Below are 13,686 nucleotides of genomic sequence, written 5' to 3' on the forward strand. Positions count from 1 at the left end.
GGTGATCGATGCCGGGACCAGCCTGACGCTGACGGCGGGCGGGCATCACATCGTGATCAATTCGGGCGGGATCTTCAGCAGCGTGGCGATTGTCGAGGGCGGTGCGCCGGTGGCGGGGGCCGCCGCGCAGTCGGCACTGGCGGCGCCGGAGTCTTCACAAACGCTCCTTGCGTTATCCGTGACCACGCAATTGGCCGCCCTGGCTCAGGCAGCAGAGCAGGCTGCGTCCGTCTGCGCCGTGTGCGAAAAACTGGCGCAGGTGAGCGCATGAATCGGGCGTATCTGTTGCTGGATCAAATCCAGATCGAAAACCTTCCGGAACGCCTGTTCGAGCTGACGGGAGGCGTAATGCCTCACTCGCTTTATCAGCGCACGGCCTACAGCGCTCTGGATAAAGCAGGCCCCGTACTGGTGGCGGTGACCCCTGACAGTCCTCTGGCGCAGGTCTTTTCACAGGAGTGGAGCACGACGGCGGGGCTCTGGCTGGAGTCGCAAGCCGATGAGGGGGCATTGCTGGAGCATTTGCGCAGCCTGATCCACGCCCGTGTCGAGGGTGATGTGACCGTGCTCTTTCGCTTTTACGATCCCCGCATCACCGCGTTGTGGCTGGCGGACAAGCCCGCAGCAGAGCGGGATCGGTTGATGGGGCCGGTGCACCTGATCCGGCTGCCGGGCCTGCAGATCCGGCAGCTCACCGAGCAACCGGCGATCCCTTACGCGGACAGACCGTGGCTGGTGTTCACGGCAGAGCAGCTCAATGACCTGAACGCTGCGAAACGCCGGACATTCGCCGGGCAACTGATCGAACATGCTCTGCGGTATTTCCCGAAATGCCTTGGATCGCAGGAACCGACGGCTTTGCAGCAATGGGCCATGGACTGTCAGGGCAGTGCGGCGCGCAATGGCTTCAGTGCCGTGGAGGAGGTGCTGCTCTGGGCGCGTTTCTACGCAGTGCTGGGGGCGGACTTTCCCGATGGCCCGGAGCACGGCGCCTACCGGCAGTTGCTGGCCGAGCCTGGTGTGTTGCCCCACCAGCGCCTGGACAACCTCAACAGCGCATTGACGCATCAGTTGCTGACTGACAAGGACCTCACCCTATGAGCGCCGAAAAACTGGCCATGGTCGACCAGGCCGCGCAGGCCGAACGGGCCGCCAAAGCCCAGCCACATGTGGATATCAACAGCACGGTGCATCCGTGTCCCGCCAGTCAGCCTGATCTGTTTGTGGTACCGGTGCGCTATGCGCTGGCGCACGAAAAGGCCGAACACGCCTGTTGCGTTCCCGGTATCGCGCCCGAGAGTCGCCCGATGGCAACGCGTCGCTTGCGGGCGGGGTTTGTGTACGTCTGGCAGCATCAGGGGCCGCTCAAGCGCTACGCCGTTTCAGCCGAAGGGCTGTTGCAGGCGCAGCCGCTGGACGCGGGGCCCGCCCTTGTGGCCGACGCAACGCTGGCCGGCCTGTCGCTGCCAAAAGCTCACGATGCCTGGATGCTTTACAGCGAATTCCCCCTGGGTGCCGAGCACTGTCAGTCACTGAGCGAGGACAGCGCCAAACGCACTCAGCACATGCGATGTATTGCGCTGCGCACAGTGGCGGACGAATTACAGGCCCCGCACTGCCCGGCCCTGGAGCGTGCCGATGAGGTCATGGCCGAACTTCTGCCGAACACCTATGCCCGGTCGATGAAAGCCGATCAGCAAAAAAATGCCGAGGACACCGACGCCCTCGGCGCGACACTGCTGAAGGATCCGACTGTGGCCAACATCAAGGCCTACACCGATGCCATGCACCGGATCCGCGAGCGCAACAAGGTGCTCGCTCAACACCCCGATGCCAGCGACCAGCCGCCCGGCGAGTGGAGCGCCGAGCCATGGGACGGTCAGGGCACCCGGGACTGGCTGGACAACGCCAGGGCGCAAAGCGACTGCCTGTTCGCCGTCTTCGCCTGTCTGGATGACGATCCTGGCGTGCTGCGCGATATCAACCATGAACAGGAATGGCTGGAAGCCGGCCACGAGCAATGGCTCGGCGAAAACAACCTGCGCCTGAGCATCGGCGGGTTTGTGCGCAGCCTGATCACTGAGGACGGTGCAGAGCTGGCCGGCAATCTCAGCTACCGCTACAAGGATCGAGACATCAGCCTCACGCCGGCGCAGGGCCGGATCATGCTCGACGCCCAGCATCGACTGGAGGAAGAGCTCAAGGCTGAAACCCGGGCCCGGCAGTATGGCGGTCAGCCGAGTCATGCAGAATCCGCCGCCCGCGATGCCCGCATCGCAGCGATTGTCGCGCCGGTGCGGGCGTTTATTCCGGCAGACCTGTACCGCGAGGCCGAGGTCCTTGTCCGCGAATATCGCGCGGAAAAACTCGCCAACCTGAACAATCACCCGTTCGGCGCCAAGGTCGGCGAGTACATCGATCTCGACGCGATGAACACCTGGTTCAGCGACACGGCCGCCGCCCACTTTCAACAACTCGAAGAGCGGCACGCGGCGTTGTTCGCTGACCGGGGGCTGTACCTCAAACGCTCGTCCAGCGGCACCTGGTTTGTCGACTTCAACGACCTGGCGGCGCGCCAGTGGCTGACCGAGCTGGCCACCGGCTGCCTGACCGCCCAGTGCATCCGCGCCCAGGGCGCCGAGCAATACGCCGACTATGTACGCGCCGCCGACGGGGGCGCACTCCGGCAACTGTTCAACGCCTGGACGCCCTCACTCGAAGCGGCCGTCAACAATGCCTCGCGCCTGAGCGAGCTGATGGCCGCGCTATCTGCCGACAACATCAGCGCCACCCATCAGGCGCTGGCGCCGTTGAGCGCAGTGGTGCTGGATGACATCGCGACCATGGCCCGGGACGCCGCCAGCCAATGGAGTGTGCTGGTCAACCGGCTGGGAGCGGCGTTGTTGCTGCTCAAGGGTGACAACGGCTTCAGTGCGTCGTGGATGAGCATCTTCGTCGCGGCGAGGCTGGGGGGTGAAAGCCGTTTGCAGCAAGTGTCCGAGGGCGGGCGACAGGTGTGGGCGTTGCTGGGGCAACGGGCCGAGGCACTGGCCCAATGGGTGAACAAGACAGGCAAGGCGATTGGCGTCGGGCGGGTGGAACGGATCGTCAATTCGCCGGTGGTGGTCAACAGCGGGGGCGTTGTGCCGATGGCGGCGCTGCTGGTGAACGTGGTGAATGTGCAGAACTACTTGAAAGAGGCCGGGGTGCTGGAGGGGATGGAAGGGCGCCGGGTGAATGACACGATTTCGGCGAGTCTTTACGGGGCGGCGGCGTTGGTGGCGGTGGTGGATAGTCAGGTGAGGGTGGGGTTGGGGAGGGATAGGTTTTACTTCTTCGGAACTGCTGCGCCGGCGCTTACGTTGTTTGGTGGGGTGATTGGCGGGTTGTCGGCTTATGCCGCCTTGCAAGAATTCAAATCCTTGAAATTGCAATTAGAGGATTCCCATAACCGGATTGATCCATGGCTGGAAATACGTCAGACCGTGGTCGGTGGGCAAGTAGCCGTGTTTGGCGCCCAGGCATTGTTAGGATTTGGCTATACCGCCCGTGCCTTGGCGGGGGCAATCACAGTAGACGTCGCCATCTTGCGTTACACGCTCTACATGGGGCCATTGAACTGGATCATTGCCGGTTTGGGTCTGCTGTATCTGACGGCCTGGATTTTCGAAAAGACGCCGCTGCAAAACTTCCTGAACAACTGCTGCTGGTCTAAAGCGCGGGCTATCGATCTGGGGCCCATCGCGCCAAAAGCCCAACAGGAAGAACTCGACCGTTTGTACCTCATCCTTTATACCCCTCGGGTCTCCATGCAAAGCAGCGCCAGGCAGGCACCTGATAATGGCCGTTCCGGCCTGACTTACGTCAGCGCCATTGATTCCCTGACTATCGACTTGCCAGGCGCCGAGCCACACAGTGTCTACCTGGAGCTGAGCATGGTCGGTGACCCGGTAGATACCCTCGAAAACCGCTACCTGATCAAAAATAGTCCGATCGACTATTTCAGGCCTCCCCGTCCCTGGCGCGATATGACGCCCTTCTGGTTGTCCAGCAGCAGTTGCCAGTGGATACCGATCAAGGAAGGTCGGGGTTTGCGTATAAGCGGCCCATTCAAAGAGGTGAAAGACGTATTGCGCACCCCACCTGGCACGTTGTCGCTCAGGTTGCGTTATCGCACGCCATTGACCGGGATACTCGGTGCTCGAAGCTTCATCGGCGGAGAACGAGGACTGGCGTTCACCTTGAACAACTCCACAGGTGTCATCGCCCTGAGAAACGACCCGACACCCGAGCTTGATCGTGTGCCGAACTACCCGCTCGGTGAGGACCACCCCGGCGCCATTTACCTGCAACCCAAGGACAAGCGATGAGCACGCCACCCGCAGGCACTACGAAGAAGGGGATTTTTTCCCGCAATGATTATTTGGCGCCGTTGCCTGTTCCCACCGGTAGAAAACCCTCTGATGTGCTCAACATCATCTGGCGCAAAAACGAGGTATTTCTCGATATCGGTAACTACAGCATTGGCTCGGCGGTGATGGTGATGTGGCCGGGAGTAATGTTGTTTTTGGGACTGGCCTACGCCTTCGAAGACCCTGATGCGTTGATATTGGGCGCTTGTATTATGGCTCTCCCCGTTTTCTGGTTGATCCAGGGCCTCTTCCGCGAAGTCCCATTACCCATACGCTTCAACCGCCAACGCCGGGAAGTCTGCGTCCCCCGTGACAACGGCGAATACTGGATCGTCCCTTGGGAAAGCGTGACAGCGGCCGCCACCCAGCAGTCGTCGGTCAGTCAGGCCGGTAAAAACACCATGGGTTTACTGGTCATCGGTTTCGAAAACCCCAATCCGAATGCCACCCAAGACAACCAGCATTTTTCACTGGGCTTCAACTGCGGCGGTGGTACGACGGCGATGGCGTTGTGGGAGTGCATGCGCAGTTACATGGAGATCGGGCCAGAAGCATCGCCGGATGCCGCAGCGCTCAATTCAGGCGCCAACCTGCGTTACTACGTCGATTACATGAAAGATAAAGCCAAAGAACGTGGCTGGTTCTTGACGTTGTTATGGGAAGGCGTATTCGGCGTATTCATTTTCAATGCACCTCTCGCGACTTATCTGCAAAGAAAAAAGCTATATCCGCCCCCCGACTTACCCCATCCCGACATCATCGAATGGTCAAAACCCCTCCCTCCCGAACAATGGGCCAAACGCTCCCAGGAGCTGGAAGTTGCCATTGCCAAACGAGAAGCCGAGCTGGCCGGACGAGTTGAGGCGCAGGTGTGAGCAAGCCAACCGCAGGCACTACGAAGAAGGGGATTTTTTCCCGCAATGATTATTTGGCGCCGTTGCCTATTCCCACCGGTAGAAAACCCTCTGATGTGCTCAACATCATCTGGCGCAAAAACGAGGTGTTTCTCGACATTGGTAACTACAGCATTGGCTCGGCAGTGATGGTGCTTTGGCCAATGGTGATGTTGTTCGCCTTCATGGGATATCTGTTCCGCAATGATCATGACGAGATGCATATTTTTGCAGTCATGACGACGTTCATTATTGGAGTGCCAACCTTCTTTTTAATACAAGGCCTCTTCCGCGAAGTCCCATTACCCATACGCTTCAACCGCCAACGCCGGGAAGTCTGCGTCCCCCGCGACAACGGCGAATACTGGATCGTCCCTTGGGAAAGCGTGACAGCGGCCGCCACCCAGCAGTCGTCGGTCAGCCAGGCCGGTAAAAACACCATGGGTTTACTGGTCATCGGTTTCGAAAATCCCGACCCGGATGCCACCCAAGACAACAAACATTTTTCGCTGGGCTTCAACTGCGGCGGTGGCACGACAGCGATGGCGTTGTGGGAATGCATGCGCAGTTACATGGAGATCGGGCTGCATGTTTTGCCACAGACCAATGATTTTGAGGGCGGGCGGGCAAAACTGCGAGGTAGAAGCGTTGTTTGGGGCATTACATGTGAATATCTGGACGGCATCAGACACCATCTGGTTGCACAGGAAGTCGGTAAGGCTGCCTGGTTGATAATCGGGGCCATTTTTCTGGGCGCTCCGCTGGCAATGATGTTGCAAGAGTGGAAGTTATCTCCGCCCCCCGACTTATCCCATTCCGACATCATCGAATGGTCAAAACCCCTCCCTCCCGAACAATGGGCCAAACGCTCCCCTGAGTTGGAAGTCGCCATTGCCAAACGCGAAGCCGAGTTGGCCGGACGAGTTGAGGCGCAGGAATGAGCACGCCACCGGCAGGCACTTCGAAGAAAGGGATTTTTTCCCGCAATGATTATTTGGCGCCGTTGCCTGTTCCTACAGGGGAAAAGCCTTGCGACGTGCTCAATACCATCTGGCGCAAAAACGAGGTGTTTCTCGATATCGGTAACTACAGCATTGGCTCGGCGGTGATGGTGCTTTGGCCAATGGTGATGCTGTTCGCACTTATGAATTACATCACTCCCGATCCGATGATATGGGGAGGCGGATTAATCATTGTAGGAATACCTATTTTATTTGTGGTCCAAGGCCTCTTCCGCGAAGTCCCATTACCCATACGCTTCAACCGCCAACGCCGGGAAGTCTGCGTCCCCCGTGACAACGGCGAATACTGGATCGTCCCTTGGGAAAGCGTGACAGCGGCCGCCACCCAGCAGTCGTCGGTCAGTCAGGCCGGTAAAAACACCATGGGCTTACTGGTCATCGGTTTCGAAAACCCCGACCCGGATGCCACCCAAGACAACCAGCATTTTTCACTGGGCTTCAACTGCGGCGGTGGTACGACGGCGATGGCGTTGTGGGAGTGCACCCGTAGTTACATGGAAATCGGGCCAGAGGCAGTGCCTGAAAGTCGGGTTGGTATTGCTCCTTATGAAGAAACCCAAATCGGATCGCTCATCGTTGATCTGCGCAAAGGGGACATGTTGAGCGTTTTGTGGGGAATATTCTGCATTACGATTCTGGGCACTTATCTGGCGGAAAAGCTCCAGGACTGGAAGCTTTCCCATCCACCGGAATTGCCCCATCCCGACATCATCGAATGGTCAAAACCCCTCCCTCCCGAACAATGGGCCAAACGCTCCCAGGACCTGGAAGTTGCCATTGCCAAACGCGAAGCCGAGCTGGCCGGACGAGTTGAGGCGCAGGAATGAGCACGCCACCGGCCGGCACCACGAAGAAGGGGATTTTCTCGCGCAATGACTATTTGGCGCCATTGCCGATTCCAACCGGGAGAAAGCCCTGTGACGTGCTCAATATCGTCTGGCGCAAAAACGACGTCTTCATTGACATAGGCAACTACAGCATCGGTTCAGCGGTGATGGTGATGTGGCCGGGAGTGATGGTGTTTTTAGCAATGTCATTTTTTACTCGAAATCTGACTTCTGATTTCAGTCAGGACATTTTGATCCTGGGCGCATGTATCATGGCCCTCCCGATTTTTTGGTTGATTCAAGGCCTCTTCCGCGAAGTCCCCTTACCCGTGCGCTTCAACCGCCAACGCCGGGAAGTCTGCGTCCCCCGTGACAACGGCGAATACTGGATCGTCCCTTGGGAAAGCGTGACAGCGGCCGCCACCCAGCAGTCGTCGGTCAGTCAGGCCGGTAAAAACACCATGGGTTTACTGGTCATCGGTTTCGAAAATCCCGACCCGGATGCCACCCAAGACAACAAGCATTTTTCGCTGGGCTTCAACTGCGGCGGTGGCACTACAGCGATGGCGTTGTGGGAATGCATGCGCAGTTACATGGAGATCGGGCCAGAAGCATCGCCGGATGCCGCAGCGCTCAATTCAGGCGCCAACCTGCGTTACTACGTCGATTACATGAAAGATAAAGCCAAAGAGCGTGGCTGGTTCTTGACGTTGTTATGGGAAGGCGTATTCGGCGTATTCATTTTCAATGCACCTCTCGCGACTTATCTGCAAAGAAAAAAGCTATATCCGCCCCCCGACTTGCCCCATCCCGACATCATCGAATGGTCAAAACCCCTCCCTCCCGAACAATGGGCCAAACGCTCTCCTGAACTAGAGGTCGCCATCGCCCAGCGCGAGGCTGAACTCGCTGCACCGGCCAAAAGCGAGCGGGTTTGAGGCCGGCCCTGCACTCTGAATGCAAAAAAGCCGCGATAATCGCGGCTTTTTTGCGTCTGTCAGAACCCCCGCCGAATCCGGTTTTTCAGTTGTTCATGGAAGATTTCCGCGTTGCGTCTGTAGGTGCCGCTGAAGGATTCGTTACTTGAATCCAGCGTCATCGAGCGTTTGTTCGTCACTTCTTCACGGTAGGCGTCGATGAAGAAGTTCAGGTCGTTGGCCGTGCTCAGCTTCGGCCACTTGTCCAGGTACAGCGGCAGTTGGGCGGCGCCCGTTCTGAAGGAACAGATCCGCCGGTTGCTGATCGTCGCTTCGCCGATCTCGAACGGCACCCACCAGGACAACGCGGTTGACTCCGAGACCACCGCCAGCAGGTGGGTGCATTCAGTGATGTTGCGGGTGATGACTCCGGTGATGTCGTCGGTGGTCTGGGATTCGGGATCCAGCACGTCCAGATAGGTTTTGATATTGGCCTGCTTCAAGCGGGCATCGATCGCGAGGGCGTGGGCGCGGTCCATGTGGCGGTAGCTGATGAATACGGGCATCAGAAATGTCCTTTGAGGGCGAGTTCGCGGTAATAGGCACCCAGAGCTGTCAGGCGACACCCGGTAGAGTGCATGGCGGCGTAATACATGTGTTCGGCGTCCACCGGCTCGATCAGGCTGTGGCGGTTGCACATTTGCAACTGTTTGAAGATGTCACCGTGATCGGGATCGAACGAGGCGGCGGTGGGTTCGAAACTGGGGTCTAGCCGGAAGACAAAACTCGGTTCCGGAAACCAGTCCTTGAGCTTGCGCAGGGTTTCTTCGGCGATCAGCGGTGCGACCTCGCGCAGTGGTACGAACTGCGACACATTGGTCTTGAACACCGGCCGCTGCTCCCAGGCCCCCAGGGCATTGTCGACGAACGAGTAAACGCTGCCGGGAGTGACCTTGCCCAGCACGTTGGCGGCACCGCCATGCAGGGCTTGAAGCAGCAGGTCCGTGAACACGCCATGGCCACGGCTTTCCAGGGCGGACTGTTCTTTTTTGCAGGCGGTGAGAATGGTCACGCCTTCGCCGATCAGGCTGCTGCCGCCGCGCAAGTTGCGCACGGCACCGGCGGCGCCAGCCTGGCAGCAATCAAGGATGATGATTTTGTTCTTGATCTGCTGGGCGTTGTCGGCCCACTGCAGAATGTCGCTGATGCGAATGCCGTCGCCGCCGGGCTGATAGTCCTGGGGGATCAGCAACCCTTCATCGATGCTGGTATCGAACTGGCCATGGCCGGCGAAATACAGAAGCGCAACATCGCAGTCGCCCGAGAACAGGCTTTGGATGTGCTGCCTCATGGCCGTGAGCGAGAGGTCTTCCTCCGCCGAAGTCAGCACCTTGCTGCTGAAGTTGGGCCGTCCGCTGGCATGGCGCTCCAGCACCGAGGCCATGGCCATTGCATCATTGTTGCAGCCGCTGAGCGGCGAAACGTGGGTGTAGTGGTTAATGCCGATAAACAGTCCCTTGCGCATGATTACACCGCCGTATGAAGGCGTATGGCGCTGACGATGCTGTTGGTATTCCACGCACATTCGACATGCGCGGCGTCGCTGACCACTTTTGCGGTGCGTTCGGCGCCATGGGGACGAATCGCGATGATCACCTTGCCTAGACGTTTGGCAATCTCGATTTCCTTCTGAATCCATTTGCTGTAGGCCGAATACATACCGGCCATGACCAGCACTGCCGAGCATGGGCGGATCTTGTTTTCGATGGTCTCTTCCAGCTCCTTGTCAGTGCGGGCGTCGATGATCGGATTATGCGGTGGCACCGAGAAATTCTTGAAGGTGAACGTCGGGTGATCGCTGAGCAGGCGGATCAGATTGTCGTGGGAGCCGGAGTAGTTCCAGGAGTGGCTGATGAACAAATGGTAGGTTTGCATGGGGCCTCGGAGGTCGCGACAGTGCGAAGGAGGAACCCAATGTAGGCATCTGGCGTGTGCCAACAAGGCCTGAGCGGTGAAAGAGAAATGTCCTGCAAGCAGGTGTGGGCGGAGCTGTCAGAAAGGTCAGACGTTTAACAGATTACCGGGTTTGTCAGACGCGGTCCGACACACGGCAGCCCTCGGGCGAGGTGCTGCCGTCGCGGATGTTCAGTAACCGTTTTCCGGCAAGCTGGCGATGATCGAGCGGTAGCTGTTCATTCGCTGCTGCTGCACGCGGCCGTCTTCCAGGGCCTTGAGCAGTGCGCAACCGGGTTCGCGATCGTGCTTGCAGTCGCGGAAGCGGCAGGTGCCGAGCAGGTCGTTGAACTCGATGAAGCCGGCTTCAACGTCGGCGCGGCTGACGTGGCCGAGGCCGAATTCACGGATGCCCGGGGAGTCGATCAGTTCACCGCCGCCAGGGAAGTGGAACAGCCGCGCGGTGGTCGTCGTGTGCTGACCCTGACCGGACCACTCGGACAATGGGCCGACACGGGTTTCGACGTTCGGCAACAGGCTGTTGACCAGCGACGACTTGCCCACACCCGACTGGCCGACGAACACGCTGATGCGCCCGTCGAGTTGTTTCTGCAATTGCTCCATGCCGTTGCCATGGTGCGCCGAGACTTCCAGCACCGGGTAACCCAGCGTGCGGTAGACGGCCAGCAGAGCATTCAGCGCAGGGGCGTTCTGTTCGTCGATCAGGTCGAATTTGTTCAGCAGCAGCAACGGGCGGATGCCGGCGTGCTCGGCCGCGACCAGATAGCGGTCGATCAGGTTGGCATGGGGCTCGGGCATCGGGGCAAAGACGATGACGATCATGTCGACGTTGGCGGCCACCGGTTTGAGCTGGCCACGGCTGTCCGGACGGCACAGCTCGGTGGTGCGCGGCAGTTGCGCGACGATCACGCCGATGCCCTGGTTGCCGGCGCGCCAGACCACCTGGTCGCCTGTCACCAGCGCCGGCAGGTTGGCGCGCAAGTGGCAGCGGAAGACCTGGCCGGCCAGTTCGCCGTCAACGGCCTCGACCTCGACCTGCACACCGAAGTGGGCGATCACCAGGCCGTGTTGCTCCGGGCCCAGATCGCCGCCTTCAAGCGCCTCGACTGCTGAGGACTCGCGTTTGGCGGCGCGGGCGGCGCGCTCGCCCTGAATCTTTTCGATGCGCCAGTTTTGACGACGATTGAGTTGGCGTTTGGCCATGGGTGTTCCGTCTGAAGAATGCAGCGATTAGGTAAAACGGCCGCGAGTTTAGCACGCCCGGCAGGCTGCCTAGGCTAAACTGCGCAGCATTGCTCAGGAGCCGAAATATGCAAAACCCGCAGAATCTGATCTGGATCGACCTGGAAATGACCGGTCTGGATCCGGAAAACGACGTCATCATCGAAATGGCCACCATCGTCACCGACAGTGACCTGAACACCTTGGCCGAAGGTCCGGTGATCGCCATCCACCACAGCGACGAAGTCCTCGCCCGCATGGACGAGTGGAACACCCGCACGCACGGCAACTCCGGCCTGACCCAACGCGTGCGCGACAGCCGCGTAAGCATGGCCGAGGCGGAAGCCGAAACCATCGCCTTCCTCGAAAAGTGGGTGCCGAAGGGCAAGTCGCCGATCTGTGGCAACAGCATCTGCCAGGATCGTCGCTTCCTTTATACCCACATGAAGTCGCTGGAAAGTTACTTCCACTACCGCAACCTCGACGTCTCGACGCTCAAGGAACTGGCCGCACGCTGGGCGCCGGACGTGCGAGACAGCTTCAAGAAAGGCAGCACTCACCTGGCGCTGGATGACATCCGCGAATCCATCGCCGAGCTGCAGCACTACCGCAAGCATTTCATCAAGTTCTGAGATCGGCACCCGCGCCGGGGCGCCCTCTTTTGGTGCCCCGGCGAAGTGAGTAGACTGCGCGCCTTCCTGCCAGGATCGCCACCATGTTGCTGATGCTCTATCTCGTCGCCATTACTGCCGAAGCCATGACTGGCGCCCTGTCTGCGGGACGTCGCGGCATGGACTGGTTCGGCGTGGTGCTGATCGCCTGCGTCACGGCTTTGGGCGGCGGTTCGGTGCGTGACGTGCTGCTCGGGCATTACCCGCTGACCTGGGTCAAACACCCGGAATACCTGGTGCTGACAACGATTGCGGCGATGATCACCGTGTTCACCGCACGCTGGATGCGTCACCTGCGCTCGCTGTTTCTGGTGCTCGACGCGGTCGGTCTGGTGGCATTCACTCTGATCGGCTGCATGACCGCCCTGGAAATGGGCCATGGCATGCTGGTGGCCTCGGTCAGCGGCGTGATCACCGGGGTATTCGGCGGCATCCTGCGCGACATCTTTTGCAACGACATCCCGCTGATCTTCCGCCGCGAACTCTACGCCAGCGTCTCGTTCGCCGCGGCGTGGTGCTACATGCTCTGTCTGTTTCTCAACGTGCCGAGTGAACAGGCGATTCTGATCACGTTGTTCGGTGGTTTTCTACTGCGGCTGTTGGCGATTCGCTTCCACTGGGAAATGCCGAAGTTCGTCTATAACGACGCGCCTTGACGGTCGGCGTGCTGTTTCAGCGCCCATTCCACATGTTCGCGTACCAGCTCTGAGGGGTAGTCGCGTCGTGCCTTGAGTGCTTCCAGCACTGGGATGCTCGATGGCGCATTTCCCAACCCCACCGCCAGATTGCGTAGCCAGCGCTCGTATCCCGCGCGGCGTAGCGGCGAACCTTCGGTACTGCTGAGGAATTTGTCTTCATCCCACAAGAACAGCTCGGCCAGCTCGGCGTTGTCCAGATTGTGTCGTGGCTTGAAGTCGATTTCGCCGGACGGGCGGGCGAAGCGGTTCCACGGGCAGCAGATCTGGCAGTCGTCGCAGCCGAACACGCGGTTGCCGATCAGCGGTCGCAGATCTTCGGGGATGGCGTTCTTAAGCTCGATGGTCAGATAGGAAATGCAGCGTCGCGCGTCCAGCACATAGGGGCCGACGAAGGCGTTGGTCGGGCAGATGTCGAGGCACGCGGTGCAGCGTCCGCAATGTTCGGTGCTGTGGGGCTCATCCACTGGCAGCGGCAGGTCGACGAACAGTTCGCTGAGAAAAAAGTAACTGCCAGCCTTGCGGTTCAGCACCAGGGTGTTTTTGCCGATCCAGCCCAGCCCGGCCTGTTCGGCGATGGCTTTCTCCAGCACCGGTGCGCTGTCGACGAAGGCGCGAAAACCGAACGGCCCGATCTCGGATTGAATCCTGTCCGCCAGTTGTTGAACGCGTTTACGGATCAACTTGTGATAATCGCGGCCCAAGGCATAACGCGAGATGTAGGCCTTTTCCGGTTTGGCCAGCAATTGCGCCATTTGTGTGTCGCCCGGCAAGTAGTCCATGCGCAGCGACACCACGCGCAAGGTGCCCGGCACCAGCTCTTCGGGGTGCGAGCGTTTGCTGCCGTGGGCGCCCATGTAATCCATTTCGCCGTGGTAGCCGGCCTCGAGCCAGCGTTGCAGGTGCTGTTCATGCTCGGCCAGATCCAGACCGCTGATGCCGACTTGCTGGAAGCCCAGCTCGCGGCCCCAGTCCTTGATGGATTGGGCGAGGGCAGGCAGATCTGTGGTGATGGCGGACATGAGGCGAGAGAAACCGGAGCTGAGGTGCGTAT

13 protein-coding genes and 1 pseudogene are annotated in these 13,686 nt (G+C 59.6%); 9 read left to right on the forward strand and 5 right to left on the reverse strand.

All coding sequences use genetic code 11. The annotated features are described in order from the left end of the window. From CAF73_RS30215 to CAF73_RS18020, 7 genes and pseudogenes are all read left to right on the forward strand, one after another. Window positions 1-271: pseudogene (locus tag CAF73_RS30215) on the forward strand (type VI secretion system tip protein VgrG); the annotation flags it as partial. Next, a complete protein-coding gene (locus tag CAF73_RS17995) occupies window positions 268-1,101 on the forward strand; it encodes a DUF4123 domain-containing protein (RefSeq protein ID WP_085703396.1) in 834 nt (277 codons plus the stop codon). The pseudogene CAF73_RS30215 and the gene CAF73_RS17995, both read left to right, overlap by 4 nt. Next, complete coding sequence (locus CAF73_RS18000) at window positions 1,098-4,370, forward strand: toxin VasX (RefSeq protein WP_085703397.1); 3,273 nt, start codon at window positions 1,098-1,100, stop codon at window positions 4,368-4,370. Before CAF73_RS17995 ends, CAF73_RS18000 begins: the two co-directional genes overlap by 4 nt. Beyond that, on the forward strand, window positions 4,367-5,287 hold the full coding sequence (locus CAF73_RS18005) for a DUF6708 domain-containing protein (RefSeq protein WP_085703398.1): 921 nt from the start codon (window positions 4,367-4,369) through the stop codon (window positions 5,285-5,287). Before CAF73_RS18000 ends, CAF73_RS18005 begins: the two co-directional genes overlap by 4 nt. Continuing rightward, window positions 5,284-6,246, forward strand: a complete 963-nt coding sequence (locus tag CAF73_RS18010; protein ID WP_085703399.1) for a hypothetical protein — start codon at window positions 5,284-5,286, stop codon at window positions 6,244-6,246. The genes CAF73_RS18005 and CAF73_RS18010 overlap by 4 nt, the downstream gene beginning before the upstream one ends. After that, window positions 6,243-7,154 carry a DUF6708 domain-containing protein gene (locus tag CAF73_RS18015; RefSeq protein WP_085703400.1) on the forward strand — a complete coding sequence of 304 codons (912 nt, stop codon included), beginning with the start codon at window positions 6,243-6,245 and terminating at the stop codon, window positions 7,152-7,154. Before CAF73_RS18010 ends, CAF73_RS18015 begins: the two co-directional genes overlap by 4 nt. Continuing rightward, on the forward strand, window positions 7,151-8,092 hold the full coding sequence (locus CAF73_RS18020; protein ID WP_085703401.1) for a DUF6708 domain-containing protein: 942 nt from the start codon (window positions 7,151-7,153) through the stop codon (window positions 8,090-8,092). Before CAF73_RS18015 ends, CAF73_RS18020 begins: the two co-directional genes overlap by 4 nt. A gap of 59 nt (window positions 8,093-8,151) precedes the next feature. Here the strand turns inward: CAF73_RS18020 and CAF73_RS18025 are convergent, their stop codons facing one another. From CAF73_RS18025 to rsgA, 4 genes are all read right to left on the reverse strand, one after another. Continuing rightward, on the reverse strand, window positions 8,152-8,637 hold the full coding sequence (locus CAF73_RS18025) for a toll/interleukin-1 receptor domain-containing protein (RefSeq protein WP_085701321.1): 486 nt from the start codon (window positions 8,635-8,637) through the stop codon (window positions 8,152-8,154). Next, window positions 8,637-9,596, reverse strand: a complete 960-nt coding sequence (locus CAF73_RS18030; RefSeq protein WP_085701320.1) for a caspase family protein — start codon at window positions 9,594-9,596, stop codon at window positions 8,637-8,639. Before CAF73_RS18030 ends, CAF73_RS18025 begins: the two co-directional genes overlap by 1 nt. A 2-nt stretch (window positions 9,597-9,598) precedes the next feature. Next, a complete protein-coding gene (locus CAF73_RS18035; protein WP_085701319.1) occupies window positions 9,599-10,006 on the reverse strand; it encodes a TIR domain-containing protein in 408 nt (135 codons plus the stop codon). Between the two features lie 210 nt (window positions 10,007-10,216). Then, window positions 10,217-11,248 carry a small ribosomal subunit biogenesis GTPase RsgA gene (rsgA, locus tag CAF73_RS18040; protein ID WP_085703402.1) on the reverse strand — a complete coding sequence of 344 codons (1,032 nt, stop codon included), beginning with the start codon at window positions 11,246-11,248 and terminating at the stop codon, window positions 10,217-10,219. 107 nt (window positions 11,249-11,355) lie between these two features. Here rsgA and orn point away from each other — a divergent pair, with 107 nt between their 5' ends. Beyond that, window positions 11,356-11,898: an oligoribonuclease gene (gene orn / locus CAF73_RS18045; protein ID WP_007950739.1), complete on the forward strand. Its 543-nt coding sequence runs from the start codon at window positions 11,356-11,358 to the stop codon at window positions 11,896-11,898. Between the two features lie 83 nt (window positions 11,899-11,981). After that, on the forward strand, window positions 11,982-12,593 hold the full coding sequence (locus tag CAF73_RS18050) for a trimeric intracellular cation channel family protein (RefSeq protein WP_039766632.1): 612 nt from the start codon (window positions 11,982-11,984) through the stop codon (window positions 12,591-12,593). Here CAF73_RS18050 and queG read toward each other — a convergent pair. Beyond that, window positions 12,575-13,654 carry a tRNA epoxyqueuosine(34) reductase QueG gene (queG, locus tag CAF73_RS18055; protein WP_085701317.1) on the reverse strand — a complete coding sequence of 360 codons (1,080 nt, stop codon included), beginning with the start codon at window positions 13,652-13,654 and terminating at the stop codon, window positions 12,575-12,577. The two genes, CAF73_RS18050 and queG, sit on opposite strands and share 19 nt — an antisense overlap. Window positions 13,655-13,686 lie beyond the last annotated feature (32 nt).

This window comes from Pseudomonas sp. B15(2017) (assembly GCF_002113215.1).
GTDB lineage: Bacteria > Pseudomonadota > Gammaproteobacteria > Pseudomonadales > Pseudomonadaceae > Aquipseudomonas.

What these genes read in the sequence shown, in the direction of transcription:
- CAF73_RS17995 (WP_085703396.1), top strand. Translation starts at nt 268, where the DNA reads ATGAATCGGGCGTATCTGTTGCTGGATCAAATCCAGATCGAAAACCTT.
- CAF73_RS18000 (WP_085703397.1), top strand. Translation starts at nt 1,098, where the DNA reads ATGAGCGCCGAAAAACTGGCCATGGTCGACCAGGCCGCGCAGGCCGAA.
- CAF73_RS18005 (WP_085703398.1), top strand. Translation starts at nt 4,367, where the DNA reads ATGAGCACGCCACCCGCAGGCACTACGAAGAAGGGGATTTTTTCCCGC.
- CAF73_RS18015 (WP_085703400.1), top strand. Translation starts at nt 6,243, where the DNA reads ATGAGCACGCCACCGGCAGGCACTTCGAAGAAAGGGATTTTTTCCCGC.
- CAF73_RS18020 (WP_085703401.1), top strand. Translation starts at nt 7,151, where the DNA reads ATGAGCACGCCACCGGCCGGCACCACGAAGAAGGGGATTTTCTCGCGC.
- CAF73_RS18025 (WP_085701321.1), bottom strand. Translation starts at nt 8,637, where the DNA reads ATGCCCGTATTCATCAGCTACCGCCACATGGACCGCGCCCACGCCCTC.
- CAF73_RS18030 (WP_085701320.1), bottom strand. Translation starts at nt 9,596, where the DNA reads ATGCGCAAGGGACTGTTTATCGGCATTAACCACTACACCCACGTTTCG.
- CAF73_RS18035 (WP_085701319.1), bottom strand. Translation starts at nt 10,006, where the DNA reads ATGCAAACCTACCATTTGTTCATCAGCCACTCCTGGAACTACTCCGGC.
- rsgA (WP_085703402.1), bottom strand. Translation starts at nt 11,248, where the DNA reads ATGGCCAAACGCCAACTCAATCGTCGTCAAAACTGGCGCATCGAAAAG.
- orn (WP_007950739.1), top strand. Translation starts at nt 11,356, where the DNA reads ATGCAAAACCCGCAGAATCTGATCTGGATCGACCTGGAAATGACCGGT.
- CAF73_RS18050 (WP_039766632.1), top strand. Translation starts at nt 11,982, where the DNA reads ATGTTGCTGATGCTCTATCTCGTCGCCATTACTGCCGAAGCCATGACT.
- queG (WP_085701317.1), bottom strand. Translation starts at nt 13,654, where the DNA reads ATGTCCGCCATCACCACAGATCTGCCTGCCCTCGCCCAATCCATCAAG.